This is a genomic window from Lactococcus ileimucosae (assembly GCF_943193185.1).
Classification (GTDB): domain Bacteria; phylum Bacillota; class Bacilli; order Lactobacillales; family Streptococcaceae; genus Lactococcus; species Lactococcus ileimucosae.
This window is the reverse complement of the sequence record NZ_CALPDE010000006.1, coordinates 38,885-65,753: the sequence shown is the minus strand read 5'-3', so window position 1 is coordinate 65,753 and position 26,869 is coordinate 38,885. Positions and strand designations below refer to the sequence as shown.

Genomic DNA, 26,869 nt, shown 5'->3' with positions numbered 1-26,869 from the left:
TGTACCATAATAAAAATAATTTGCAAGTGCTAAGTAGTTTGAGAGATGACAAGGCATGAAAAAAATTATGAGAAGGCGACAAAATTACCCAGCCTATTTCATCCTTAAAAGCCGAGAAACCTCACTCAAAACGGCTCATCTTTCATCAAAAATGCCTTTCGTGTATTTGCCGTGAACCCGAGAACTCAACTCCTCCACGATTTTAAGGCTCCCAGATAATTGCGGATAAAAAATAAGAACCTTTTATCTGTCAACTTTCTCAAATATATTTCTTTCTCAGAAGACTTTAACGCACTTCTATTGCTTTGAGCTTTTCGTCTCGTCTACTTGTGCTTAATTTTATTATAACAAAATAAAAGTTAAATATTCTCTACCTTTTCCAAATTTGAACTGTCTTTAACACAAAAGTTGACGTTTTGATAACTTTTTTACATTTTGTATAAAAAACTCTTGGAAAATCATCCAAGAGCCAGCTTTGTCTTCATTATTTGGTTTGACGAATGAGTGCTTCAGTGTAGTCAGCAAGTTGCTCCATTGATGCTGTCGGACCACCAAAGAAATACACCTTGTCATAGTCCATTGTAACAACATGTCCTTCTTTAACTGCTTTTAGATTTTTCCAGACAGGATTTTTCTGAAGAGCTTCATACTGCGCTCTATCTGCATTTTTAAAATCTACAAATATATAATCCGCATCAAAGTCTTTTAAGCTTTCAGCGTTAACTTCCGCATAGCCCATTCCCTCGGATAGCTCTGTCATCTTGGATGACTTTTGAAAACCTAGACCACGTGTTAATGCTTGACCACCGCGAGCAAAGTTATCTCCATAAGCATAGATTTTATCACCTTGCAATTCTAATAAAGAAATTCTCGATTTTGCTGGATCTATGCCATGCTTTTTAAGTTTCTCTCTTTGTGTCTCCGCTTTTTTATCAAATTTTTTGATAAATTCTTCCTTTTCGCTCTCACGGTTGAGAAGTTTAGCAAAGAAATTCAAAGATTTATCCATAGTGTTCACCTCTTGGTAGTTCACCAGAACGGTGGGAGCTATCTTTTCATAATCTGAAACTTGACTTTTATCCACAGTCACAATCAAATCTGGTTTCTGAGCAATGAGTTTTTCCAGATTAAAACTTGGGGACCCTAGTTCCACCATATTCTCTTTTTGTTTCTTTGAGAGGTAAGGGTTTGGAAAGGTCCACGAGTCTGTTCCTACCACATTTCCTCCTAATGTTACGATATCGTCCGGATAGTTTTGTACAGCGATACGTTCAGGGTGAGCAGGTACTTCTACTTCTCCATTCAGAGCTGCAAAGGTTACTTTTTCAGCTTTTTTTGATTGCGATACATCTAAGCTCGAACAGGCAGAAAGCCCTAAAAGCCCTACTGCTGCTAAAGTTAAAGAAAATAATTTAAGATGTTTCATACCACTCCTCTTTCAAATTTTTTGTATTAAGTATATGTAGTAAGGCGCACCTATGAGCGCGACCATAAAACCCAGAGGTAAACTCGAAGGGGCAATAATCGTTTGTGAGAGGCTATCCGCTAATAGCAAAATAATCATGGCTACAAATGCTGTTGCCCAAGAACGTTTTTTGAATTCAAATCCAACAAGTTCACGCGCTATATGTGGTGCAATCAAGCCAATAAAAGCCAAACCGCCGACCAACAAGACACCTATTGAAGCAAAAAGTAAAGCCAGTATATAGAATTGCATTTTACTTTTCTTGACATCCAAGCCTAGACTTATCGCCATCTCTTCTCCAAGGCTTAGTACCTCCAATTTTTTTCTGTAAAAATACAGGATAATGAGGCCGATAACTAATAAAAAACATGTCAAAGCAAGAAAAGCCTGATTGGTTTGCCACACATCCCCCGACAGCCAGACTGCAACTTGCTGAAAATCAAAACGGTTAATGGTCAATTGCATCAAGGTAATTAAGGCTTGAAAAAGAGCTGTAATTCCAAGTCCTATGAGAAGAACGCGAACATTACTCGCATTTCTCTTCAAAGCAAGCTGGTAAAGTAGGACAAATGCAAGCAGGGCACCCAGTGAAGCAAAGATGGGATACATAAAAACCCAAACTCCGGACAGTTTCAACCACTGACTGAGGAGGAGAAAAGAAACAGCCCCAGCACTCGCACCACTCGTAATCCCCAAAGTTCCAGCATCAGCCAGAGGATTATCCACCGTCGTTTGAATGATAAGACCCGCCATCGCCAAGGCCACCGCAGCAATAAGGACAGCCAGAACACGTGACAACCTAAACTGTGGAACAAGTATAGAAAGCAAGGTCCAATCTGTGGAAAAATATGTCAAATCTATAATAATCAATGCAAGTAGAGTAAGGATCAAAAGTAAAAATTTCTTTTTCATTTTTCCTCCTGACTCATTGTGTAGATAAAGAAGACTGCTCCAACGACTAATGTCAAACTCCCAGCTGGAAACTCATAGGGTTTAAATAAATTCCGCGCCAAGGTGTCGGAAATAAGCAAAAGTAAAATCCCTAATAAATTAGTCATAAGGAGTTTCTTCAAAAAATGGCTTCCCACAAGTCGTCCTGCTAAATGCGGTGCCATCAGTCCGACAAAACTAATCACCCCTACACTTGAAACGGTAACACCACTCGCTAAAGCAACCATAATCATGATCAACAATCTCAATCTATTTACTGATACACCTAAGCTCGTTGCCATCTCTTCACCAAGGGACAGCAATTTTATTTGATTCGCAAAAAGCAACATCAGGCAAACAAAGATAGCCGCCACAGCCATCAAAATTTCCAATTTTAAAAGCGTAACACCTGAGAATGAACCAACAATCCACAGAAAATACGACTGCGTATTTTTACTATAAAAAGTCAATATACTCGCAAGACTTGTAGCAAACAGCCCTACAGAAGTCCCTACAAGCACAACTTTCATCGGTTGAAATTTACTTTTTACAGTTAAGAAAGCAACTATTATCAGTGCTATAAGCGCACCTAAACTGGCTACCACTGTACCCAGCCAGCCACCAGTTGAAAGTTTAAATACCAAAAGCAAGGCAAGCGCAAAACTCGCACCTCCTGATATACCCAATGTGGATATCTCAGCAATGGGATTACCCGTCATAGTTTGAACTAAGAGACCACTACTTGATAAAAGGATTCCCACAAAGACTAAGGCAAGTAAACGAGGCACACGCAATTGTAAAACAATGCTTTCCCGCCAAAATTGACTCAAACTATAGTTTTGCTCGCCCAGCATAAGGTAAAGCACAGATAGAACGATCAGCAAAATAAGGATAAAAACAATCTGGTGAGGGAACTTTCTAATCTTCATTTTTAACCCCTGTGATCATCAAAGATTGGCAAAAAAGATCTCGCCCTAGCCGAACCTGCAAACCAAAGCTCTCGTGAATAACTTCTTCTGTGAATAACTCTTCTACAGGACCCGAAGCAAAAATCTCCCCCTCTTTGACAATAACCATATTATCTGCAAAACGTGCAGCATGGTTCAAGTCATGAATCACATAAACAACTGTCTTTTTCCTCTTTACAGCAAAGCGCTTTAATAATTTCAGTATATCCAGTTGGTGCAAGAGATCAAGATATGTTGTGGGTTCATCTAGAAGAATGATTTCGCTGTCCTGGACCAAAATCATCGTAATAAAGACCCTTTGACGCTGTCCACCAGAAAGCCGTTCAACGTGTTGATCCCGTAAATCCCAAACTTCTGTTTCCTGCATGACCTGCTTGATAAATTTCCTATCTGTTTCAGATAAGCTCTGCTGTGTGAGCTTTTGGTGGGGAAATCGTCCAAGACTTACTAATTCATAAACCGTGATGTCACTCGGCACCTGCAGCGCCTGTGGGAGCAAAGTTAATATCTTAGCAATGTCTAAATTATTCCAATTTGTGAGACGTTCATCCCTATAGATAACTTCTCCCTTATACTTTATTAGACGGCCTAAGGCTTTCAGCAAGGTTGATTTCCCTGAACCATTTACTCCGATAATCGCAGTGGTCTTCCCTTGCTCGATTTCCAAGGATATGTCCTTTAAAACCTGCTTTTTCCCATAATATACATTTAAATTTTTTACCCCAAAATACATGAGTTTTTCCTTTTAGCTCTAGTCACTCTACAGCGCTAATAATGTCAAATACTTTTTACATACCCCATTAAAACATACTTTACAAAAGTTAACAAGTAATTTCTCGATTATTTTAAAATTAAGAGACAAAGTAAAACCCTCAAGCCCTATAGCCTGAAGGTTACTGTTTTCCCTTTCATCTCTGATGATATCAAATGCTCTAAGATTCCTTTGTTTCTTCTTCCGGAATCTCATAATTTCGTCTTAAAGAAAACTTGTCAGGGACCAAATCATAGCCCGGCTTGCAAAAAGGATGGCAACGTAAAAGACGTGCTGAACCCATCGTAATCCCTTTTGCTGCCCCATGTTTTTCGATCGCTTGAATCATATAGTTCGAACACGTCGGATAATAGCGACAAGCTGGTGGCAGAAGAGGAGAAACGAATCTCTGGTAACCATGGACAGTCTTAACTAATATTTTTTTCATTTTCCCCTTTATTTTAAAGCTTCTAAAATATCTGCAACCATAAGCTCTGGTGTAAGATGATAGCGGTCATAAAGTTCTTTCATGGCAACAGAGTCATTAAACTCTTTGGCCGCACCATAGTTCAGTGTTTTAACACCAAATTTTCCAAGATAGCCCGCAACTTTTTGACCAAATCCACCATCAACTACGCCGTCTTCTATAGTCACAAACACCCTGTGATCGGCCGTTAATTTTTCCAAAGTTTCCTTGTCCAAATCAGCGACAAACAAAGGATTGATTAATGTTGCTTTTATGTCTAACTTTTCAAGGGCATCCCTCACTTTCTGCCCATGACTAAAGAGTCCACCGAGTGCTAAAATTGCTACTTCTGTCCCCTTTCGAACAATGTCATACTGTGCTTTGCTAAAGTCAATCAGACTTGAAGGACGGTTCTCTACCCCATGCTCTGGAATTTGCAAGATTACTGGACTTTCTTTTTGAGTGAGCGACCAATCCAACATCGCAATCAGCTCCTCTTCACTTGTAGGCGCCAAATAGACCAAATCTGGAATATTTGAAAGCATCCCTATCGCAAAGCTGCCCTGATGCGTTTTATCAGAACCCGAAATGGAAGCAGACTTTACAATAACTACAGCCGGCTCTTTATTGATAGCCAAATCATGTAAAAATTGATCGTAAGCACGCTGCATAAATGTTGAACTGTGGAATATCATTGCACGGGCACCGCCAGCTGCAACTGCACCTCCAAATGTTGTGACATACTGCTCAGCTATGCCCGCATCAACATAATTTTCTGGATGCTTTTCAGCAAATTCCTTAAGATTATTAATCATTGGTATGCCTCCATTTACAGCGACAAGCGGCATGCCTTCAGAGACTTTTTCTTCCATATAGTCGAGAATGATTCTTGTATAGTTTTTCGTCTCACGACTGTTTTTCAATGTGCCGTCTTCTAGGTTGAAAGGTGAACGCCAGTGAAAGGCTTCCTTCATATCTATGGCTGGCTGATAACCATGCCCTTTTTCGGTGTTAATATGTAAAACAATGGGGTGTGTAATGTCCTTCACTTCTTCAAAAAGGGCAATCAAAGCATCAAGATTATTCCCTTCCGCCAAATATTTATAATCTAGGCCAAAAGCTTTGAACATATTATTTGGAGACTGTCCATTTGTCTCACGTAATTCAGCCAGTCCCTTGTAAATCCCTCCATGATTTTCTGCAATTGACATTTGGTTGTCATTGAGGATAAGAATAAAGTTGTGCTCATAGGTCCCTGCGTTACTGATTGCTTCTAAGGCCAAACCGCCAGAAAGTGAGCCGTCCCCCAAAACAGCAATAATGTTGCCTTGTCCATCGGTCAAGTCACGTGCTTTGGCAAGGCCTAGAGCATTAGCGACAGAAGTTGAAGTATGCCCCACAGTAAAGAAGTCATGCTCAGATTCCTCTTGACTGGTATAACCTGTAATTTCATGGAAATGTCCATCCTCAAAGCCATGTTTACGTCCTGTCAGAATTTTGTGGGGATAAGTTTGATGACTAACATCCCACACAAATTTATCCACAGGCGAATGAAAGACCTTATGCAAGGCAATGGTCAGTTCAACAACACCAAGATTAGGACCTGTATGTCCACCAATCTTACTCACCTTATTCAACACAGACTTCCGAATATCGGAAGCAAGTTCTGTCAGTTCTGAGCGGCTAAGGTTTTTTATATCTGCTGGTATTTTTACTTTATCTAAGATAGTCATTATTGTTTCTTTCTTACTTCTTTTTCTACTTTTCCATAGTGGATAAGTTCTCACTCTATTCTATTACTTTTTGCTCACTTTTGCTGATTTTAGAGACGGGCTTGTACGTAAACGAACAACAAACTTTGTTCCCCTCGGATGGTTGTCCTCAACAGCTATTCGTCCATTATGTGCTTCAGCGATTTGCTGTGCTAAAGAAAGACCAAGTCCTAATCCACCTTTTTGACGTGTTCTCGCCTTATCTACACGGTAAAAACGATCAAATATCTTCTTCTTATCCCCAGCACTGATTCCTTCACCATTATCCGCCACACTCAGTATAAGGGTCGAACCATTTTTTTGGACATCTACTTGAATTTCACCATCCTCGCCCGTATATTTCATGGCATTATCAAAGAGAATAGTCAAAAGCTGCTTGACAAGACTTTGATCTAAACTCAGACTTCCTTCAAATTTTAAAGAGGTTTTTAGAGATTTATCAGAACCTTCTGCCAAGAGCTGATAGTTACTAAAAATTGCTTCAAAAAATTCTTTGTCAGTGGCCTCTGGATTTATTTTGATGTTATTATCTTGACGTGCCATGTTAAGAAGGTTACTTGTTAACAAGCGCATGTTTCGGACTTCAGATAGGCTCTCCGAAATGTTCTCTGATTCCTCGATGATTGTCGCATTGGGATTCTGGAAAAGGAGCTCCAGTCGGTTTTGTAAAATTGCAAGAGGCGTTCTCAACTCATGGCTGGCATTTTCCACAAAAGCTTTCTGCTTTTCATAGGCCACCATCACGGGACGTAAGGTCCAGTTTGCCAAGTACAAGCTAATAATAACAGAGATAAACCAGAACATAACCATCGTGGTAATGATGATAAAATTACTCCGGCTCAAGCTATCTTGAAGCTGATCCACGTTACTAAAGACTTGGATATAAGCCACGCTGTTCTCTTCTGATACAGTTGATTGTGGTAAGGCCAGCGTGATATAACGATAGTGCCAATCTGCCCCATAAGGATTTCTAATCGAGATAGACTTGATCTGTCCAACAGCATCCTTATCTAACTTTGCTACTTTTTCAAGTTGATAGCGAACCACGTCAACTGTGATAATCTGCTGCTGACTTTTCCCTGTTGTCTTGCTTACATCTACTGCCCCTGCAGGTCCTAATATATTTCCCTCAGCATCATACATCACGATACTGTTTGTAGGACTGTAGCTGCCTTGATTAATTTCAAAAGTCCCCTGACTTATTCCCGCTTGATTAAGCGCTAGCGCTCTAAGAATATCTGGATTAGCAGCCAAATCACGTAAATTTTGATCTGTTGACTTATATACTCCACTGGTCAAGACTTGGAGGATAATGACTGTCAATGCAAAGAAAATAATGGTGAAATCTAGAAAAAAATGAAGGAAATTTTTCCCATCATTTTTCACAATTGGCATCAATTTTATTTTTTCTATTATCTTTTTCATAAGGATTACCGTAAAATATAGCCGACATTGCGTAAGGTAGCTAGATTTTGGGCAAAGTCAGTATCTTTTAGTTTTTTACGGATTTTACTCATATATACTTCAACTACAGTCACTGTCGTATCACTGTCAAATCCCCAAATACGGTCAAAAATTTGCTCCTTGGGTAAAATAACGTTTTGGTTCTGCATCAGATAAACGACAAGATCAAACTCCTTGCCTATCAACTCCACAGGTCTATCATCAACAAAAGTCGACTTGTTCGTCAGATTTAAACGCACATTGCCATAGGAAAGACCGTTAGCATCTTCAAGTTTTCCTGTACGTTTCAAAAGCGCCTGAATACGTGCCTTCAACTCATCAAGATAGAAAGGCTTGGTCAGATAGTCATCTGCCCCAATATCGAAACCGTGCATCTTATCATCCAATGACTCTTTTGCTGTCATAATCAACACCGGTGTATCAATTTTTTGATCTCGGAGTTCTTTGAGGACTTCAAAACCATCCTTTTCAGGCAACATCAAATCTAAAAGAATCAAATCATAGATGCCCATTTCTGCCTCATAAAGTCCCTCTTCACCGTCAAATACTTGCTTTACCTCAGCAAAAGATTTTAAAAAATCATAAACTGATTTTGACAAAGAGAGGTCATCTTCAACTAATAATATTTTAATCATCGTATCCATCTTTCTTATATTAACGGGAGAATCATTTGCTCAACGTTGTCCCGTCCCTTCCCTTTATTTTACACTATTATGACCTTTTTTTCTTATTTAAAGCTAAAAGTATCCAGGTTAGCGCCTTTTATTGTTGAGCAAGTTGAAAAAGAGAGAGATTGAGCTATTTTCTCCTTGTTTTTCTGGTGAATAAATAAGAGCGGGACGAACACTCTTAGGGCTTATCGCAAAAATGAACGCCATTTCCTACCTGCTCAAACCGCTGTGAAATCAAAAAGTAAATATGTCAGGAGGGGCTTCCCTATCCATTTTGACAAGAACAGCCTTATTTTTTATGCCTCGGTTGGAGTGGTCGTGCACACGACAGCAATTTAACATCGCACGTCTCTTAAGCAATCATCAATCGTCTGTCGTTTAAAATCGCTAAAATACAAAAGTCCGACTTGTGTGCACAAGGGTTAGACTCCTCTTCTGGTTTTCTCTACTAATTTCCTCCGATAAGTAGAAAAAGATAAAGGAAGTAATAGAAGCCTTGGAGTCAGAAAAAATACTCAAAACGAAACGGCTGTTGGCACTCGCTTTGAGTATTTTATCGTTCACCTTATTTTTTTCGATCTGTGCTTTCTCGCAAGATAAGCTCAAATGGAATAATAGTTTTATCGTGAAATCCTCTCTCATTCTGAGTTAAAGCTAGGAACTTCTCGACAGTCGCAGCACCAAGTCGAACAATATTAATATCAAAAGTTGTCAGATAGGGATGAACGATGGTTGAAAAGGCGGAATTATTATAGGTGATTACACTGACATCTTCGGGTACTTTGAGCCCCTGCTCCGCTAAACGTGCGATAACCTTGAGCGCTACGACCTCATCCATAACCACTAAGCCTGTTTCTGTTTGTAGGGACATGTCTTCGTCAAAAACAAGCAATTTGGGCTGCCTTTTTCTCTTTAACATCTCATCTTGATAGCCTTGATATCGTTCTTTAAAAACTTCACCGTCTTTAGTATCTGTTACAAAAGAAATCTCATCATGTCCTAAGTCTATCAAGTATCGTGCTGCTTCGTGTCCCATTAAGACATTATCATTATCCACATGGGTAATTTCATTTTGTTTCTCAGTTGGCGTACCGAGGAGTACGAAAGGAATTTTCTTATCCAAGAGATAATCTCGCACGCTGTCCGTTTGTCCAGCGTAAAGTACGATAAAACCATCTACGCGCTTTTCAGAATACATTAAGGCAACCTGCTGTTTGAGCTCGCTTTCTTTGTATCCTGTGACAACGGCAATAGAGACATCGTATTTGCGTGCTGTTTCATTTATGGAAGTTAAAACCTTCATATAGAAAGGCTGATTAGACTTGTCTTCAACAGGTGGAAAGACAACACCAATAGTATTTGATTTTCCTGAAGCTAAAATCTGAGCCGCTACATTACGCGTGTAGCCTAGTTCTTGCATTGCTTTTCTTACTTTCACTTTGGTCTTTTCACTGATTTCCGGACTGTCTTTGAGCACGCGACTAACAGTTGAAGCATTGACCCCAGCTTTTTTTGCGACGTCTTTTATGGTAACGGCCATCTTTTATCTCCTGACTCTACTCTCTTCTACTTATTCTCCCAAACTTTTGTCAATAATTCAAGAGACAGAGCGCTTGTATCGGGAACGAGGGCGATATCTGTACCTAATTCCTCGGTAGAACCTACACCGACAGGTACAGCACCAGCAGCCTTTATGGCCGCAATACCAGCCTGGGCATCCTCAATCCCAATACAAGAATGGATAGGCACATCTACTCCAGCAGCGGCAGCCAAGAAGATATCTGGTGCTGGCTTAGAAAAAGCAACTTTTGCTGGATCAGCAATCGCATCAAAATACCCACTTAAACCCATGGCTTCGAGAAGAAAGGGACCGTTTTTTGAAGCGGAAGCCAAAGCAATCTTGATGCCCGCCGCACGTAAGCTTTCTAATAAGTCAAGAATCCCAGGATAAACATCGTCTGGTCCAACTTCTTGAATCATCCGCACATAGTTATCATTTTTTCGTTTTGCGAGCTGAGCAAAGGCTTCGGGGTCATAGTCATCCATTTTACCCCCAAGCTCCAGTATTTTTCTGAGCGAATCTTCTCGAGATACACCTTTCAACTGCTCATTGAAAGTCCTGTCGACTCCTGAAATCCCCAGCTCTTCAGCCAGAGCTTTCCAAGCCTGAAAATGGTACTCGGCAGTATCTGTAATGACACCATCTAAGTCAAATAATACAGCTTTAAACATGTTTCACCTCTGTTTCATATGTATCTTTCAGATGTACTTTTTCTCCGTAAACTTCAAGCTCTATCGCATCACCCTTAAGCAACTCAAGCACTAACTTTTCACCTACGCTAACTTTGAGCAAACGTCCCCGATAATTGATGTGGAAGCTGTAAGATTCCCAAGCTTTCGGAAGGAAAGGCGCAAAGCTCAATTGACCATTCCAAGTTTTCATTTGAGCAAAACCTTGGACAATAGCCAGCCAAGAGCCGGTCATTGAAGTAATGTGTAAACCGTCCTCTGTGTCATTGTTATAGTTGTCCAAGTCTAAGCGTGCTGTACGCTCATACATTTCTACCGCCTTATCCTCCATGCCAAGCTCCGCAGCCAAAACGGCATGAATCGAAGGCGAAAGTGAGCTTTCATGGACTGTTAGGGGCTCGTAAAAATCAAAATTACGGCGTTTTTCTTCTAAGCTATAGCGATCACCAAAGAAATAAATTCCTTGCAACACGTCAGCCTGCTTGATATAAGGGGAACGCAAAATTCTATCCCAAGACCAGTTTTGATTCAAAGGCAAATGTTCAGGTTCCAGCTCAGCCACTGGTGTCAAGTCCTTATCCAGGAAGCCATCATGTTGGACAAAAATCCCTAGCTCCTCATCTTCTGGATAGTACATGTGCGCAATGATGTCTTTCCATTTTGCCAACTCATCTGCTGACACCGCTAAATCTGGACGAGGATACTTTTCCAAGCTTTCTAATGTATAAGCCAAAACCCAGCTGGCCAATGTATTGGTGTACCAATTATTGTTAATGTTGTTTTCATATTCATTTGGACCAGTAACACCATGAATCATGTAAGCTTTTTTACGCTCTGAATAGTGGACACGGTCTGCCCAAAAGCGAGCAATCTCCACAAGAACTTCTAAACCTTCATGAGCCAGATAGCTTTCGTCCCCTGTATAGTTGGTATAGTTATAGATAGCATAAGCAATTGCGCCATTACGATGAATTTCCTCAAAGGTTATTTCCCATTCGTTATGACATTCTATCCCTGTAAAGGTTACCATCGGATAGAGGGCCCCAGCCAAATCTTGCTGTCTCGCATTGTGCTGTGCCTGAGGCAGTTGTTTATGACGATAACGCAAGAGGTTTTCTGTAACCTTCTGATCTGCTAGAGCGAGGTAGAGTGGTACAGCGTAAGCCTCTGTATCCCAATAGGTTGCGCCGCCATATTTTTCTCCTGTAAAGCCTTTAGGGCCAATGTTTAGACGTTCGTCTTCCCCGTAATAAGTAGCAAAAAGCTGGAAAAGGTTAAAACGGATACCTTGCTGCGCGAGATCCGAACCTTTGATTTCAACATCAGCAAGTGCCCAACGTTCAGCCCAGGCTTGCACGTGTTCCTGTAAAAGTTGCGCATAATCCTTTTCATTTATAACTTGTTCTAACTCAAGCAAGGCAGCTTCCATCTCTGTTAAATCTGCATAATCACGGCTGGTCAGAACAAGGACACGCTTTTCAAAATGCAGTTCCTCCTGCTCTAAAACAGCTTCATGAAAATCAAGGACTTTTTCATCTTCTAGCTCCTGCCCTTTGGCTTGAAAATCACCTTTGAAGCTTTGGCCTGCGAGTACCGTAAATTGTTCCACACCAAAAGGATTAGCCACCGTTTGACTGGCAATATAGGAACCTGTGTGGCTTTCCCCTTTATCTAAAACAGCCCAGAATTTTTCTTCATAATTTGAATCTTCATTGTGCACATCTGCATCAATAAAAGACTCTGTCCGAATCACGTGCGCCTTGCCGTCCAAGCTCTTGAAGCGGAAAGAAAAGACGGCTAACTCAGGGTGAACAATAGACAAGAAACGCTCAACTGACACAGCCACACCTGCTTTTTCATAATGGTAAGAGAGTGTCCCTTTTTGCATATCTAGAGCAATATGAAAGTTTTCGATAGTATCCGCATACAGGTCTACTTCTTCTCCATCAATAAAGACAGAAACACCAGAGAAATTCATCGCATTAATGGCCTTGCCAAAATATTCAGGATAGCCATTTTTCCACCAGCCAACACGCGTTTTATCAGGAAACCAAACTCCTGCGATATAGGTACCTTGATGGTGATCGCCTGAATATTTTTCAGAAAAGTTTCCACGCATCCCCATATAACCATTCCCCAGCGAAGTCAGGGACTCCTGTAAACGGCGTTCCTCTTTTTCCAATGTATTTGACTGGATTAACCAAGGGTCAACTTCCATGATTCTATTGATTTTTTTCATATTTTCTTCTCCCTTTCTTACTCTTAATTTTTCTTAAACACATGGTATTCCCAAGGCAAAAGACTCATTTTTTCTTCAAGATTTCTTTCACGGCTCCCGAGAATGTGTTGATAATCCTTTGTCTCAAGCTCTGAAAAATCCAAATGTGCCTTTGTTTTCCCCAGATTAGTAATAATCAAAAATGCCTCCCGTTGATATACAAAAGCGGTCAGATGGCGCTCAAAGAGAAAACGAATGCTGCCTTGCGCGATGTCTTCTTCCTCATGCCGCAGACGTATTAAATCTTTATAAAGATTCAAGAGCTCTTGTGCATTTTTCACATTGATTTCCTTATAGTCTGGATGAATCGGCATCCAGGGTTTCCCGCTTGTAAAGCCCGCATTAGGACTATCATCCCATTGCATTGGTGTACGTGAGTGGTCTCTGCTGTTCGCCATGACCTTGTCTAGGGCTTCCTTTTCAGTGAGACCCTGAGCTAAAAGCACTTCATAAGCATGCCTAATCTCAGTGGCATCCGTTTGCGCTATATCCGTAAAGGGAAAATTACTCATCCCTATCTCTTGTCCTTGATAAATGAATGGCGTTCCTCTTAAAAGCATATACGATACTGCAAGACACTTGGCAGAGGCAATACTGCCATCACCGAAACAACTGATTGCTCGGGGCTGATCATGATTTTCAAGGTAGAGCGCATTCCATCCCCGAGCCAGCATATCTTTCTGCCAACGCATGATTATCTTCTTGTAAGCATATATCCAAGTATGTCCAGGGTTTCCTTCTTGACGAACATTATGCTCCAACTCAAAAATCATATTAAGATAACCAGAACTTGCATCCGTCCAATCTGGAGCCTCTGTTGAAGTTACACCCGATGCTTCACCTACCGTTAATGCATCATATTGGTCAAATATCTCTTTTAAGTCAGACATATACTGCTCAATTCCTGACACATTCATAAAAGGTTGCCAGGGGTCATTTCCCTTTAATGACTTGATTTTAAAATCCCAATCTTCCTTTTGAATATGGGAAATGGCATCCAAACGGAAACCATCCACACCGAACTCCAACCACCATCTAATCATCTTATAGATTTCTTGACGCACGTGTGGTTTTTTCCAGTTCAAATCTGGCTGTTCTTTCGCAAAGACATGAAAATACGCTTGCTCTGTCTTTTCATCGTAGGCCCAAGTTGAACCGCCAAAAAAAGACTGCCAGTTATTAGGCATTTCATCTGGTTTAGCGTCTGCCCAGTGATAATAAGCCCGATAGGGATTATCTTTTGATTTTTTAGCTTCAATAAACCAAGGATGTTGGTCTGAAGTATGGTTAACAACCAGATCCATGATAACTTTTAAGCCACTCGCATGTGCCTTTTCTAAAAGTTCTTTCAGGTCTTCCAAACTTCCAAAACGTTCATCAATACTGTAAAAGTCTGATATATCATAACCACCATCAACTTGTGGACTTTTATAGATTGGATTTATCCAAATAAAATCTACTCCCAAATCTTTCAAATAGGGCAATTTTTGAATGATTCCTTGCAAGTCACCAATGCCATCACCATTACTGTCTTTAAAAGACTTGGGATAAATTTGGTATCCTACCATATGTGAGAAATTTTCTTTTTTCATTTTTTAACCTTAAACTGTATAGCTTAGAATTAAAACAAGCAAACCTACATCAATCAATAGCCCGACTAACCAAGCCAGCCAAAAATACCATTTCCGCGTTTTATGATGGCAAATTTTTCCAGCTAGAAATGCACCGAAACCACCACCGAAAATAGCTTGCATGACCAAGGACTTTTCAGGGACTCGCCAGGCATGTCTCTGTGCTCGACGTTTATCTATAGCGTAGACAACAAATACGATAATATTCCAAACCGTCAGAGCAATCAATAGCATCTCTCTCATTTTCATCTCCCTCTTCTCTATTATGACAAATTTTTTCAATATAGGAAGTAATATAGAAAAGAGCGTTTTCTGCCTAGGAAGTGGTCATCAGCTACCTGTTGTTTAAGAAACTTATTTTAATTATTTTTTATAAATTACAAATCCATCTTTTTGAACTTGATTTTCCTCTGTCAGATGCGCCAGAAGCACTTCATTTCCTGTAAATTCTACAGGTTGCTCACCCGTATTAAAGACTGCACTAATTTCGCCACGTACGAGTTTTACAAGGCCATTCGCATCATCAATCACTTGCCATTCCACATCGGACTGACTCAATATGTCCGCATATTCGCGGCGGAACGCTACCAATTCCTTAAAGAAAGCAAACATCTCTAAATCTTGGTGTTCTTCCGCCCAAGGCATACACTTACGACAGTCTGGATCAGCTCCACCATCTAAACCATACTCATCACCGTAGTAGATACAAGGGACCCCAGGCTGCATATACATAAAGGCTTGAACTTGCTTGACCAAGTCTTTATTACCTTTTGCTTGTGTCAACAGTCGTGGCGTATCGTGCGAATCCAGAATGTTAAACATCACTTGGTTGGTTTGCTTGCGGTAAAGCATAAGCTGAGCGTTAATGGTTGACACCATTTGCTCCAAGTTCAATTCTTTTTTTACAAAAGTGTCAATAATGGCGTTTGTATAGGCGTAATTCATCACTGCTGAAAACTCGTCTCCGACAAGCCAAGGCTGTGCAGAATGCCAAACTTCTCCTAAGATGTAAAAGTCTTTCTTAGCCGCATCGCAAGTTGTACGGAATTTCTTCCAGAAAGCATGATCAACCTCGTCCGCAACATCCAAACGCCAAGCGTCAATATCACACTCTTTAATCCAATATTCTGCAATGTTTAAGAGGTAATCTTGAACCTCTTTATTTGCAGTGTTTAACTTGGGCATATGCGGTGTGAAAGCAAAAGTATCATATGTTGCCGACTCCGCAACTTCAAAGTCATCCGTTGCGACATAGCTTGCCGGCCATTCATTGATATGGAACCATTCTGCGTATTTGGAATTTTTTTGATTTTTCAGAACGTCCTGCCATTGCGGACTTGTATCACCAATATGATTAAAGACCGCATCCAGCATGACTTTTATCCCACGTTGATGCGCCGCTTTTACCAATTTTTTGAAAACGTCCAAGTCACCAAAATGCTTGTCAATTTTCAGATAATCTTCAGTGTCATACTTATGATTGGAATGAGCTTGGAAAACAGGGGTAAAGTAGATACCATTGATCCCCAAGTCAGTCAGATGATCCAGATGATCAATCACACCTTGAAGATCGCCACCATAAAAATCTTGACGTTCTGGTGACTCTGTTGGATCCCACTCTTTTACTCCTTCCGGATTAATTGCTGGATTTCCATTGGCAAAACGTTCTGGGAAAATCTGATACCAGACAGTATTTTTTACCCAATCTGGTGCCTTGAAACGATCCACTTCATGGAAGAAAGGCATACGAAAGGCTGCATATTTCCCTGTGAGTAATTTATCTTCATAGGGCAAGATACCTGAATCTGTGTAAACAATTTTTTCTCCATCATGTCCTGTGATTAGAAATACATAATCCATTCGCTTATGCGGTACACCGACCTCTGTCATATAGAAGTCACTTTCCTCTGTAGAAAGAGCATATCGCATTTCTGCTTCTTGATAATCCCAAGCTTTCGCCGTCTGACCCTCGCGTTCTGAAAACATATAGGGATCACCATAGATTAATACGACACTTTTAACGTCATCACGCGCCACTCTTAAACGTACATGGATTGTCTCTTCCGTATAAAGATAAGCAAATTCTGACTCTGGGCGATGATAAACAGCTGCTTTGTTCATAAATAAAGACCTCGCTTTTTTGTTTTTCTTCATTTTAGCACAAGCTCAATTTTTACGCAACCGTTTGCAAATATTATTTTAAGTTCTTTCATTTTCAAACAGAAAATACATTATCTGGCACATCTGATACATACCTCCATTTTATATATACCAACTTTTTAAAGTAACCAAATTGTAACACACCAGAACTTGACAAAACGGAAGCGTTTGCATAAAATAGAATTATAAAGCAAGAAAAATTATTTTCGAATTTAGGAGGAAATATTATGAACACATGGAAAAAAGTTGCTCTGAGTAGTGTCTCTCTCATTGCTCTAGCCAGTCTAGCTGCGTGTGGCAACAGTAAAGACAGCGGAAGTTCAACTTCAGCTTCTTCAGATGCAAAAGACCATAAGGGTTCGGTGACACTTTGGGTTGACCCTGCAAATGTCGCTTCTTACAAAGAATTGATCAAGGACTTCAACAAGGAATATCCCAACATCAAAGTCACTGTTACCCAATCTCCAAACGGTTCTGCAAACGCTAAGCAAGATGTAAGCAAGGACCCAGCTAAGGCAGCAGATGTCTTCAAAGCGCCTAATGACCAGTTGGGTGCTATGGCTGAGGCAGGTTATATCAACCCGCTTTCTCCATCAGCTACAGACTGGGTGAAATCTAACGATATCCCAATCGCTGTTGATGCTGTTTCTTGGAAAGGCAAACTCTATGCTTATCCACAAGATGAACAATCAAACATTGTTTACTATAATAAAGCAAAATTTAGTGAAGCACCAAAAGATTGGTCAGATTTCACTGCTGAAAAACCAATTGGTACGGACTTTACAAACTCCTACAACTGGTATCCTGTCTTCCTTTCTAATGGCACATATCTCTTTGGTAAAGATGGTGAAACAGTTGATGGTACAGATGCAAACACAGAAGCAGGCGTGCAAGCAATGGCATGGTTTGCTCAACAAAAATCCAACCCAGGCGTAAAACAATCTGGTACAGCACTTCTTTCAGACCTTAAATCTGGTAAAACATCAGCTGTTCTTGATGGGCCATGGGATGGCGCTACAATCAAAGAAATCCTTGGTGATAACTTTGGTGCCTCAGCCTTACCAACAGCAGACTTTGGTTCTGGTTCTAAACAAATGCAAGCTTTCTCTGGTGTAGGTACATTGGCTGTTAACTCACAATCTAAAGATCCTGTTGCTGCTTCTGCCTTGGCACAATACTTGTCAAACACAGAATCACAATTAGCTTTGTACAAGGCTAATAATGCAATTCCAGTATCAAAAGAAGCCCAAAAAGATTCTGAAGTTGCTAAAGATCCTGTTGCTCTTGCAGTAATCAAACAGGTAGAAAATGATACTTTGATGCCTAAGATGCCACAAATGGCAACTTTCTGGAACTTAGCAGCTCCACTGATCGAAAATGCCTATAAAGGTAAAACTCCAGCTGCACAATACCAAGCACAACTTGATAACTTCGTGAAATCAATCTCATCAGCTACTGAATAATTTAATTAACTCTAAGGGGATTGGGCTCATCCTAATCCTCTTATTTTTTATATAAAAAAGGGTAAAATTTATGTTTAAAAAGAAAATTAAACCATCTCCTGAGGCAACATATAAAGAAGTATGGCGTGAAGGTGATATTTTCACTAAGCTTAGTTTCTTCATTATGGGTTTGGCTCAACTAAAAAATAAGCAATGGCTTAAAGGTCTTATCTTCCTTATTATTGAAATTGTCTTTCTCTTCTGGCTTATTTTCAATGGTATAAGCGCAATTAGTCTTTTGAGTAGTCTAGGACACGTCAAGACAAAACAAGTCGTTTTTGATGAAGCTCGCCAGATTTATGTTACACAACAACCTGATAACTCAATGCTCATTCTCCTTTTCGGCGTAATGGCACTGGTTTTCATCGCGATGTTCGCTGTCATCTACATCACAAGCCTACGCTCAACACGTCATCTTTATGCCTTAAACCGTGACGGAGAGCATATCCCAACTACTCTTGAAGACTTAGCAACACTTTTGGACAGTCGTCTCCAGTATACGTTGATGGCTATACCTGTACTTGGTATCTTAGTCTTTACGATTGCCCCACTGCTCTTCATGATTACCATCGCCTTTACCAACTTCAACCAAGAGCATCCTATTGGCTTTTCTTGGACTGGCTTTGCTTCCTTTGGTCAAATCATTACCGGTAATATCGCTGGAACTTTCTTCCCTGTTTTGGGATGGACACTCTTCTGGGCAGTTGCAGCCACAGCTACAACCTTCTTCTTCGGCGTTTTACTTGCCTTGCTCATTGAGTCCTCAGGTATTAAATTCAAAGCTTTCTGGCGCACGATTTTTGTGATTGTCATGGCCGTTCCTTCATTCGTCTCTCTCTTGATGATGAATATGTTCTTGGACAATAACGGACCATTGAACAGCTGGCTCCAGAGTATCGGGCTCATCGATCATCCTATTCCATTTCTGATGGACTCTTTGCTGGCTAAGATTTCCGTTATCGGTGTCAATATGTGGGTCGGTATCCCTGTATCCATGTTAATTTCAACAGCGATTATTCAAAATTTACCACAGGATCAGATTGAAGCCGCTAAAATTGACGGGGCTAACAGCTTCCATATCTTCCGTTCGATTACATTCCCACAAATTTTATTCGTTATGACACCCGCTTTGATTCAACAATTTATCGGGAACATTAACAACTTCAACGTCATTTTCCTCCTAACGGGGGGGGGGCCACTGAATGCGGAATACTTCCAAGCAGGGTCAACAGACTTGTTGATTACTTGGCTTTATAACTTAACCATGAAGTCCATCCCAAGTTACAACATCGCCTCTGCTATTGGTATCATCATCTTTATCATCTCCGCTACAGTTTCTCTGATTGCTTACCGTCGTACAAATGCTTTTAAGGAGGGCTAAAATGAAATCATATAAACGCCAACGTCAGGCTTCTTTGGTCTTAAGATATGTTATCCTAACCTTGCTGGCAATTATCTGGATTTTCCCGATTATTTGGATTATCTTAACCAGCTTCTCAAAAAACAACACAGGATTTGTTTCAACCTTCATCCCACAACAATGGACACTCGATAACTTTATAGGCATCTTTAACAACCCCGTTTATCCTTACGGTAACTGGCTTATCAACACTTTTGTCATCGCTGTTATCTGCGCAGTGGTAAATACATTAATCACTACTGCCATGTCCTACGCACTCTCCCGCTTACGCTTCAAGCTACGTAAGCCCTTCCTCCAGCTGGCTCTCATCCTTGGGATGTTCCCAGGTATCATGGCCATGATTGCCCTTTATTACATCCTCAAGTCTTTCGACATGACCAACTTGGCAGGATTAACTCTGGTTTATATCGGAGGTTCTGGTTTAGGCTTTTACATTTTCAAAGGCTTCCTCGACACAATTCCGGCATCTATTGATGAAGCAGCTGTTATTGATGGTGCAACAAAGTGGCAAATTTTCACTAAGATTACCTTGCCACTCTCAAAACCTATGATTGTTTACACCTCTCTTACAGCCTTCATCGCGCCTTGGTTAGACTTCCTCTTTGCCAGTGTTATCTTAGGTGGGGGAGACCCTAAGTCCCGAACCATTGCTTACGGTCTGCAAAACATGATGACCAACTCCAGAGGTTCCTCAGCAACAAACTTTACCCAGTTTGTTGCTGGATGTGTCATCATCGCTATCCCTATCACCGTCCTCTTTATCGCTATGCAAAAATTCTATGTGAATGGTATTACTGCTGGAGCGGATAAGGGTTAAAGATTACAAACTAAAAAACGTCAATTGACGTTTTTTTAGTTGGATGGGTTGACGATGAGGGCGGGACGGAGTCCACCACCGTCATCACTATGATTTACATTTATACCTGCTATGAATCTACCAAACATAACTGAATTTCGATATACTCCCCCCACATCATTAATGGTGCTTCCGTTGAGTCGGATTAGCCACCAAGTATCGCCAGAACCTACGCATCCGGCTTGATTAGAAAAACCTCGCCCATGACCTGATAAACGTGTAATATTTGCAAAGGAAAGTGAAACGGCGCGCGGACTGCCATTCGGATCCACTTGAGTCACATCTGCTTCTGCTATAGGATAACCCTCTAACCTAGCAGGAATCCATCTTTCAAGGTCACCCCAGTCAACCAAGTAAGGTGCCGCCTACTGCGAGTAACAAGAGCGACAGGAGTGCGAGGTTGCGCAGCCGCCGCTGCTTTTTCTTTTCTGGTGTCATAAACTCCTCCTTTGGCATAACGTATACTTTTAGATTTTCATTACACATGCATTTCTAATGTTACGTTTGCTTTCTGAGTCTATAGTATAAAAAAGGTCAAATGAAATGAGTGTTTGATGAGAAAACTGCAGGATCAAAAGCGAAATTCTGGTTCTCCTACCTCTTAGACGCAACTGTCTTAAGAGATAAAAAAAGCGTTCAACTTTGAAGCTGAATGCTTTTTCTGTCTTCTCCAACTATTGTCCCAGTATGTCTTTTGCCTTAGCACTATATTTGTTCATATCGATTAAAAGACCAGAACCACCATACATATCATAAGCTGCCTGCCAGTCATTGTCATCTGGAATTGTTGTAGTTTCTACTCCGCCAAACATTGCAGGTAAAACTTTCGTTAAAAGAAAGGTATTGGGCAAGTTGGTCATGGTTACGGCACGCGCTGTTCCTAAAGCACTCGCCCCGGTGAACAGGGTCAATGGATTTTTCACTTTCGACGTTAGAGTCTCCAGCACTTGCTGCTGGCGTTGGACACGCCCAAAGTCGCCCTGATCATCATGACGAAAACGTGCATAGTTCAAAAGTGTACGACCATCCATGCGTTGTGGACCTTGCTTAATCATCATAAAGATACCACCACCGTCAGGATAGCCCAAGGCTGCTGCCTCTTCAGCACTAAGCTTCCTATCATTAGGCGCCATACCTTCAGTTTCTGCCAAATCATCAGGCACGGGAACCTCATCAAATTTCTGCCCATTGATAGTAGAGAACTTGGCATCAATCTGTACACCACCCGGGAATAAAGAATCAATCACTGTTGCAAAGCTTGAAAAATCGACCACAGCATAGTATTTAGCATTGATACCAAAGTTTTGCTGTAATGTTTGACGCACCAACTCTGCACCTTGGTTCTCATTTTGTTCCCCTATAGTAAAGGCGGCATTGAGTTTCATATTTGGTCCCTGACTGGCATCACCAACGCCAGGAATATTAACCAAAGTGTCGCGCATGAAGCTTACCAGCTGCATCTTGCCACTTCTGCCGATGTTTAGGACCATGATACTGTCTGAGTGCGCTACACCAGAGCTTTGTCCTGGGCGTTGATCTGCACCTAAGAGCAAAATGTTCACAGAACCGTCTGCATTTCCCGCTCCATGAAACTGTTCCGTCTTAATCGCACCACCTTCGCGACTAATCCCGCGCTGATAACCATAAATGAAGAAACCTACCATAACTAAGAGGAGAGCAAGTAAAACAAAGAAAATACGCTTCAACCAGCTTTTCTTTTTTTTCGGCTTTTTAGGTACTTCTTCTGTTTCATAATCAGCTACGTTCTGTGTTTCCTTTTTCTTCCTGCCTTGACGTGCAGAAACCAAAGCAGGCTTCGCCCCTGCTGAACGCCTCGCTCTACTCCGACTTTCAAAAGAAGAAGATTCGGAAGCAGTTCGTTCCTCCTCCATATCTGCAACATATTCTTCCTCAAAAGCTTGGAAACCTTTCAGCTCTTGCAGCAACTCATAATATTCTTGTTTTTCACGTTCGCTTAAATAAGCCTTGTTTGCTTTTAGATATTCAAAGCGTTTTTGTCTATTATCTTTCATTACTTGTCTATTACACCATACTACACAAATAATGTCAACTGCATACCTGAAAGCCCCTATAGAGTTATCTGTGCGTAAGGCTACGAAACAACATTTAGTGAGTTTCAACTCGAACGACGAAAATAAGCCGTCTTGAATTAAGTTTTTGTCCAGCTCAGAACCGCCGTCATGTTGTAGTCAGTTCTGTCCGGCTTAGGCGTTCATACCACAGTTTTTGTCTGCGTGAAAGAGCAGCAAAAAGAAGGTCTATCGTGGGTAGCATTAAAAGTATCAAACAAAGAATAATCAGCAAAAGATTTTGTCCCAGTTCATTTTCTGCTATATAGCCCGAGCGTTGAAGGTAATAGCCTAAAAGTCCTAAAATACCAAAATTGACCAGAAATAAGAGTTGTCGGATAAAAATATTTATACGACCAGCTTCTATTTTTATTTTGAGAAGTTTTTGACCAAAAGTTCTTCTAAAAAGTACAGGAACTGCCACAAAAATTATGAGCAGCGCCATATAGAAATGGGGAACAAAAACTGCTACAATTTCCACTAATATAATATCCACCCCGAAAGCAATACTTCGTCGTATCAGCCCGACTTGAACAGGAGCTGGCTGCTGCGCATCTAAGTCTGGTAAAACTTTCACAAGTAAGCAGGCCATCCCAAAACCGATCAAGCTTCCAACTGTATTAAGCAGGAGGTCATCCACATCGAAAAGGCGATAGGGACGAGGATACAGTCCGAAAAGAGCAGAGCGTTGCAAAAACTCGAAGGACAAAGTCAAGAGAAGGCTTAAAACAAAGGTTTGAGAAAAACTTCTCTTAACCAGATAGCGCAAATAAATCCCAAAAGGCAGCGTTAAAAGTAAGTTGAAAAAAGGCTGAATAAATGTTGGAGCTTTCAAGCCCAAGAGCCATGTACTCCTGTCACTTAATTCTAGAGGATTGTAAGCTATAAACTGACGCACAAACTCAAAAGGAACAAGATTTTGCTCTGGTCCCGTCATCTGCGCCACTTGTTCTACATTTGGCAGTGGAAAAATCGTCATTGCATAGGCACAAACCAGATAAAGTATGAATGAAAAATTAACGAAAAAACGCCAAGGATTAACTCGGCCGTACTTCCGATATTGAACAATCATATAAGGAATAAGGCTAATCAAGAAGAAAGTAAAGAAAAGCAGTACACCAATTTGGATAGCATGGAGGTAAGACAGCATAAGTATCCTTTTTTAATTTATTTTAACCTCATTATATCATCAAAAATCACAAATAGACACTTCAATACTCTGTCCATGTACATGAAGTAAAGTCTGGAAACCTAAAGCTTACAACTCACAACTTCTGCTGGATGAGCAGACTCTAAAATATGTAGACGCTTATTAAAACTAAAAACTACTTTTCAAAAGCTCCTGCCTCACTCTCTGGTTATTATTTTCTCATAGAAAAATTAGTCTGGAACAAAAAACTAAAGCTATAAAATTGACCAAGCGGGGAAAAAGAACCACTTCTTGAACAATTTTATAGCTTTTATCTTTTGGACAAATTTTTCACACACCGTAGATTACAAAAGCTCCCGGGCTTTGGTTTCAATAAAGTCCGCAACTTGGGCGATTGTTTTACCAGTACTGTCCAACAAGATAGCATCATCTGCTTGTTTTAAAGGTGACACAGCACGCGTACTGTCTTTATAGTCACGCGCTTCAATTTCCTGTTTGAGTTCTTCCAAGTCCGTAGGAATATTTTTCTCCAAATTTTCTTTGTAGCGACGTGCTGCCCGCTCTTCCACTGAAGCCACAAGGAAAATTTTCAAATCCGCATGCGGGAGCACAACTGTACCAATGTCACGGCCATCCATAATGATCCCACCCTCACTCGCAATACGCTGCTGTTCTGCAACCAAAAACTCTCGCACAGCACTTAGAGCGGAAATTTTTGAAACATTCTGGGTTACTTCATTTGTACGAATAATTTTAGTGATATCCTCCGTACCCAAAAACACAAGCTGACCGTCTGCTGTATTTTTGAAAAAAATTGGCTTTTTCTTGATTACATCAATAATTTTTTCTGGGTCCTCTGTTTTATTTTGAAGGGCAACTAATGTCGCAGCACGATACATAGCTCCTGTATCCAAATATATAATTCCCAGGTTCTGGGCAACGATTTTCGCGACGGTTGATTTCCCACTTGATGCAGGACCATCAACAGCAATTTGTAACTTTATCATGTTTCTTTCCTATTCACATTACTTTCAATATTTCATTATTCTTTTAGTTTCAACACTTGCCCAGGTGATATTGCCGAACCATCTGCATTATAGCCCGTTGCTGAGATATTGTTGAGACGCGCGATAACGGACCAGTCCACTCCAGTTTTAGCAGCTATCTTACTTGGATCATCTCCAGCTACAATCGTATAGGTTGCTCCTTCTTCAGCTGAAGAATCTTCTGGCGTTTCTGAGGGAACAGTTGTACTTTCTTCTGGCTTAACTTCTCCAGTGTTTTGCTCTGCTTGCTGTTCGCCATTTTGATCCACTTTCTTTTCTGACGTTTCCTGAGCAAAGCCTCCACTTTGTTGCGTTTGATTATTCCAAAGAATAAAGGCAATCATAAAGCCAACCAACAAGAACATTGTAACCACGGTAAAGGTCAAAGCTCGCGAAGTTAATGACTTATTACTGCTCTGCTTCTTCCCCTTTCCACCTGAACGTCTCCTCTCAGAATCCTCACGCATGGCTTTGTAGATTTCTTTGTCCCATGGTTCTTTTTCTGCCACAACTTTTTCCTTTCCTTTTTAATCTTTTTATATTATCATCAATTTATGAAAATAAACATAATACCAGAAAACTGTATCGCATGCGGTCTTTGCTATTTACACGCCCCAGATGTCTTCGACTACCATGATAATGGTATCGTTAAATTAAATAATTCAGACAAACTTGAAGAAAAATATATTTTTGATGATAAAATAATAAGTGCAGCTAAGGCTTGTCCAACGGCTGCAATAAAGATTATCAAATCTTAAAATCTTAAACTCTGATATTCATTTTATCATAAAATTACTCCTTTTTCTAACTATTTTGTGATGTCAAACATGTCTTCTTCATGTATATATAGCTTATGTTTGTTGCATAAGTTTTTTTGTTTTCATTTTTTAAATTAAAATGACAGATTTATGAAACCAGTTTCATAAATCCTTGCAAATGTTTTCAGTTTATAGTACACTAAGACAGTAATAATTATATTATATAAAAACTTAAAGGAGGTTACTCAATTGAGTATCGGAATTGTTATTGCGAGCCACGGTGAATTCGCCGCAGGCATCAAGCAATCTGGTTCAATGATCTTCGGTGAGCAAGAGAAAGTACAAGCCGTCACTTTCATGCCTAACGAAGGACCAGATGACTTGCGTGCCAAGATCGAAGCCGCTATCGCAACATTTGATGCTGAAGATGAAGTCCTTGTCCTTGCTGACTTGTGGAGCGGTTCTCCCTTCAACCAAGCAAGTGCAGTGATGGGTGCAAACCCAGAGCGTAAGGTAGCTATCATCACAGGCCTCAACTTGCCAATGCTTATTCAAGCCTATACAGAACGCATGATGGATGCTTCTGCAGGTGTTGAACAAGTTGCAGCAAATATTATTAAGGAAGCGAAAGCTGGTATTAAAGCATTGCCAGAAGAGCTCAATCCTGCTGAAGAAAGCGCTGCTCCAGCTGAAGCTGGTGTATCGGCTGCCGCTATCCCAGAAGGTACTGTTATTGGTGACGGTAAGATTAAAATCAACCTTGCCCGCATCGACTCACGCCTTCTCCACGGTCAAGTTGCAACTGCTTGGACACCAGATTCAAAAGCAAACCGTATCATTGTTGTTTCTGATGCTGTAGCCAAAGATGAGATGCGTAAAACACTCATCACACAAGCTGCTCCTCCAGGTGTCAAAGCCAATGTTGTACCTATCAAGAAAATGATTGAAGTTGCTAAAGACCCACGTTTTGGTGAAACTAAAGCACTTCTCTTGTTTGAAACTCCTCAAGATGCACTGGCTGCTATCGAAGGTGGTGTTCCTATAACTACACTTAACGTGGGTTCTATGGCACACAGCACAGGTAAAACAATGCTTAACTCCGTATTATCTGTCAACAAAGATGATGTTGCCGCTTTTGAAAAGTTACGTGATCTCGGCGTTCAGTTTGACGTTCGTAAAGTCCCTAACGATTCTAAATCTGACTTGTTTGCTTTGATTAACAAAGCAGATGTTAAGTAAAA

Annotated in this window: 24 protein-coding genes; 5 read left to right on the top strand and 19 right to left on the bottom strand. The window is 40.6% G+C overall.

Annotated elements, in window-relative coordinates:
* Positions 1 to 484 precede the first annotated feature (484 nt).
* The 14 genes from NFR51_RS04365 to NFR51_RS04300 all read right to left on the bottom strand — a co-directional run bounded on the left by NFR51_RS04365 (position 485) and on the right by NFR51_RS04300 (position 16,767).
* A complete protein-coding gene (locus tag NFR51_RS04365) occupies positions 485 to 1,426 on the bottom strand; it encodes an iron-hydroxamate ABC transporter substrate-binding protein (RefSeq protein WP_251712518.1) in 942 nt (313 codons plus the stop codon).
* Positions 1,427 to 1,438: 12 nt separating this feature from the next.
* Positions 1,439 to 2,377: a FecCD family ABC transporter permease gene (locus NFR51_RS04360; RefSeq protein ID WP_251712517.1), complete on the bottom strand. Its 939-nt coding sequence runs from the start codon at positions 2,375 to 2,377 to the stop codon at positions 1,439 to 1,441.
* Positions 2,374 to 3,324 (bottom strand): FecCD family ABC transporter permease, encoded by a 951-nt coding sequence (locus tag NFR51_RS04355; protein ID WP_251712516.1) that lies wholly within the window; start codon positions 3,322 to 3,324, stop codon positions 2,374 to 2,376. Before NFR51_RS04355 ends, NFR51_RS04360 begins: the two co-directional genes overlap by 4 nt.
* On the bottom strand, positions 3,314 to 4,096 hold the full coding sequence (locus NFR51_RS04350) for an ABC transporter ATP-binding protein (RefSeq protein WP_251712515.1): 783 nt from the start codon (positions 4,094 to 4,096) through the stop codon (positions 3,314 to 3,316). The genes NFR51_RS04355 and NFR51_RS04350 overlap by 11 nt, the downstream gene beginning before the upstream one ends.
* Positions 4,097 to 4,295: 199 nt before the next feature.
* Entirely contained in the window at positions 4,296 to 4,562 is a 267-nt protein-coding gene (gene yidD, locus NFR51_RS04345) for a membrane protein insertion efficiency factor YidD (protein ID WP_251712514.1), read from the bottom strand.
* Between the two features lie 8 nt (positions 4,563 to 4,570).
* A complete protein-coding gene (locus tag NFR51_RS04340) occupies positions 4,571 to 6,313 on the bottom strand; it encodes a 1-deoxy-D-xylulose-5-phosphate synthase (RefSeq protein ID WP_251712513.1) in 1,743 nt (580 codons plus the stop codon).
* Positions 6,314 to 6,376: 63 nt separating this feature from the next.
* Positions 6,377 to 7,777 (bottom strand): sensor histidine kinase, encoded by a 1,401-nt coding sequence (locus NFR51_RS04335; protein WP_251712512.1) that lies wholly within the window; start codon positions 7,775 to 7,777, stop codon positions 6,377 to 6,379.
* Between the two features lie 5 nt (positions 7,778 to 7,782).
* Complete coding sequence (locus NFR51_RS04330; RefSeq protein ID WP_251712511.1) at positions 7,783 to 8,451, bottom strand: response regulator transcription factor; 669 nt, start codon at positions 8,449 to 8,451, stop codon at positions 7,783 to 7,785.
* A gap of 601 nt (positions 8,452 to 9,052) precedes the next feature.
* Positions 9,053 to 10,027, bottom strand: coding sequence for a LacI family DNA-binding transcriptional regulator (locus NFR51_RS04325; protein ID WP_251712510.1), 975 nt, complete (start codon positions 10,025 to 10,027; stop codon positions 9,053 to 9,055).
* Positions 10,028 to 10,053: 26 nt separating this feature from the next.
* Positions 10,054 to 10,719 carry a beta-phosphoglucomutase gene (gene pgmB / locus NFR51_RS04320; protein ID WP_251712509.1) on the bottom strand — a complete coding sequence of 222 codons (666 nt, stop codon included), beginning with the start codon at positions 10,717 to 10,719 and terminating at the stop codon, positions 10,054 to 10,056.
* Positions 10,712 to 12,976, bottom strand: a complete 2,265-nt coding sequence (locus NFR51_RS04315) for a glycoside hydrolase family 65 protein (protein WP_251712508.1) — start codon at positions 12,974 to 12,976, stop codon at positions 10,712 to 10,714. The genes pgmB and NFR51_RS04315 overlap by 8 nt, the downstream gene beginning before the upstream one ends.
* A gap of 23 nt (positions 12,977 to 12,999) precedes the next feature.
* Positions 13,000 to 14,607, bottom strand: coding sequence for an alpha-glucosidase (locus NFR51_RS04310; RefSeq protein WP_251712507.1), 1,608 nt, complete (start codon positions 14,605 to 14,607; stop codon positions 13,000 to 13,002).
* A 9-nt stretch (positions 14,608 to 14,616) separates the two neighbouring features.
* The gene (locus tag NFR51_RS04305) at positions 14,617 to 14,889 is read right to left on the bottom strand and encodes a DUF1294 domain-containing protein (RefSeq protein WP_251712506.1); all 273 of its coding nucleotides are present in this window, start codon (positions 14,887 to 14,889) and stop codon (positions 14,617 to 14,619) included.
* A gap of 120 nt (positions 14,890 to 15,009) precedes the next feature.
* Entirely contained in the window at positions 15,010 to 16,767 is a 1,758-nt protein-coding gene (locus NFR51_RS04300; protein ID WP_251712505.1) for a glycoside hydrolase family 13 protein, read from the bottom strand.
* 266 nt (positions 16,768 to 17,033) lie between these two features.
* Between NFR51_RS04300 and NFR51_RS04295 the strand changes: the two genes are divergently transcribed.
* The 3 genes from NFR51_RS04295 to NFR51_RS04285 all read left to right on the top strand — a co-directional run bounded on the left by NFR51_RS04295 (position 17,034) and on the right by NFR51_RS04285 (position 20,545).
* Entirely contained in the window at positions 17,034 to 18,269 is a 1,236-nt protein-coding gene (locus tag NFR51_RS04295; RefSeq protein WP_251712504.1) for an extracellular solute-binding protein, read from the top strand.
* 70 nt (positions 18,270 to 18,339) lie between these two features.
* Complete coding sequence (locus NFR51_RS04290) at positions 18,340 to 19,689, top strand: carbohydrate ABC transporter permease (protein WP_251712503.1); 1,350 nt, start codon at positions 18,340 to 18,342, stop codon at positions 19,687 to 19,689.
* Between the two features lies 1 nt (position 19,690).
* Positions 19,691 to 20,545, top strand: coding sequence for a sugar ABC transporter permease (locus tag NFR51_RS04285; protein ID WP_251712502.1), 855 nt, complete (start codon positions 19,691 to 19,693; stop codon positions 20,543 to 20,545).
* A 35-nt stretch (positions 20,546 to 20,580) separates the two neighbouring features.
* On the opposite strand, the gene NFR51_RS04280 is transcribed toward NFR51_RS04285, so the two are convergent.
* The 5 genes from NFR51_RS04280 to NFR51_RS04260 all read right to left on the bottom strand — a co-directional run bounded on the left by NFR51_RS04280 (position 20,581) and on the right by NFR51_RS04260 (position 25,379).
* Positions 20,581 to 20,937, bottom strand: coding sequence for a hypothetical protein (locus NFR51_RS04280; protein ID WP_251712501.1), 357 nt, complete (start codon positions 20,935 to 20,937; stop codon positions 20,581 to 20,583).
* A 321-nt stretch (positions 20,938 to 21,258) separates the two neighbouring features.
* Positions 21,259 to 22,617 (bottom strand): LCP family protein, encoded by a 1,359-nt coding sequence (locus tag NFR51_RS04275; RefSeq protein WP_251712500.1) that lies wholly within the window; start codon positions 22,615 to 22,617, stop codon positions 21,259 to 21,261.
* A gap of 166 nt (positions 22,618 to 22,783) precedes the next feature.
* Entirely contained in the window at positions 22,784 to 23,824 is a 1,041-nt protein-coding gene (locus NFR51_RS04270; RefSeq protein WP_251712499.1) for a VanZ family protein, read from the bottom strand.
* A 344-nt stretch (positions 23,825 to 24,168) separates the two neighbouring features.
* The gene (gene cmk, locus NFR51_RS04265) at positions 24,169 to 24,831 is read right to left on the bottom strand and encodes a (d)CMP kinase (protein ID WP_251712498.1); all 663 of its coding nucleotides are present in this window, start codon (positions 24,829 to 24,831) and stop codon (positions 24,169 to 24,171) included.
* Between the two features lie 35 nt (positions 24,832 to 24,866).
* On the bottom strand, positions 24,867 to 25,379 hold the full coding sequence (locus NFR51_RS04260; RefSeq protein ID WP_251712497.1) for an SAG1386/EF1546 family surface-associated protein: 513 nt from the start codon (positions 25,377 to 25,379) through the stop codon (positions 24,867 to 24,869).
* Between the two features lie 45 nt (positions 25,380 to 25,424).
* On the opposite strand from NFR51_RS04260, the gene NFR51_RS04255 reads away from it, so the two are divergent.
* Together NFR51_RS04255 and NFR51_RS04250 are read left to right on the top strand one after the other, a co-directional pair.
* Entirely contained in the window at positions 25,425 to 25,628 is a 204-nt protein-coding gene (locus NFR51_RS04255) for a ferredoxin (protein ID WP_251712496.1), read from the top strand.
* A 249-nt stretch (positions 25,629 to 25,877) separates the two neighbouring features.
* Positions 25,878 to 26,867 (top strand): mannose/fructose/sorbose PTS transporter subunit IIB, encoded by a 990-nt coding sequence (locus NFR51_RS04250; RefSeq protein WP_202230271.1) that lies wholly within the window; start codon positions 25,878 to 25,880, stop codon positions 26,865 to 26,867.
* Positions 26,868 to 26,869: the final 2 nt, after the last annotated feature.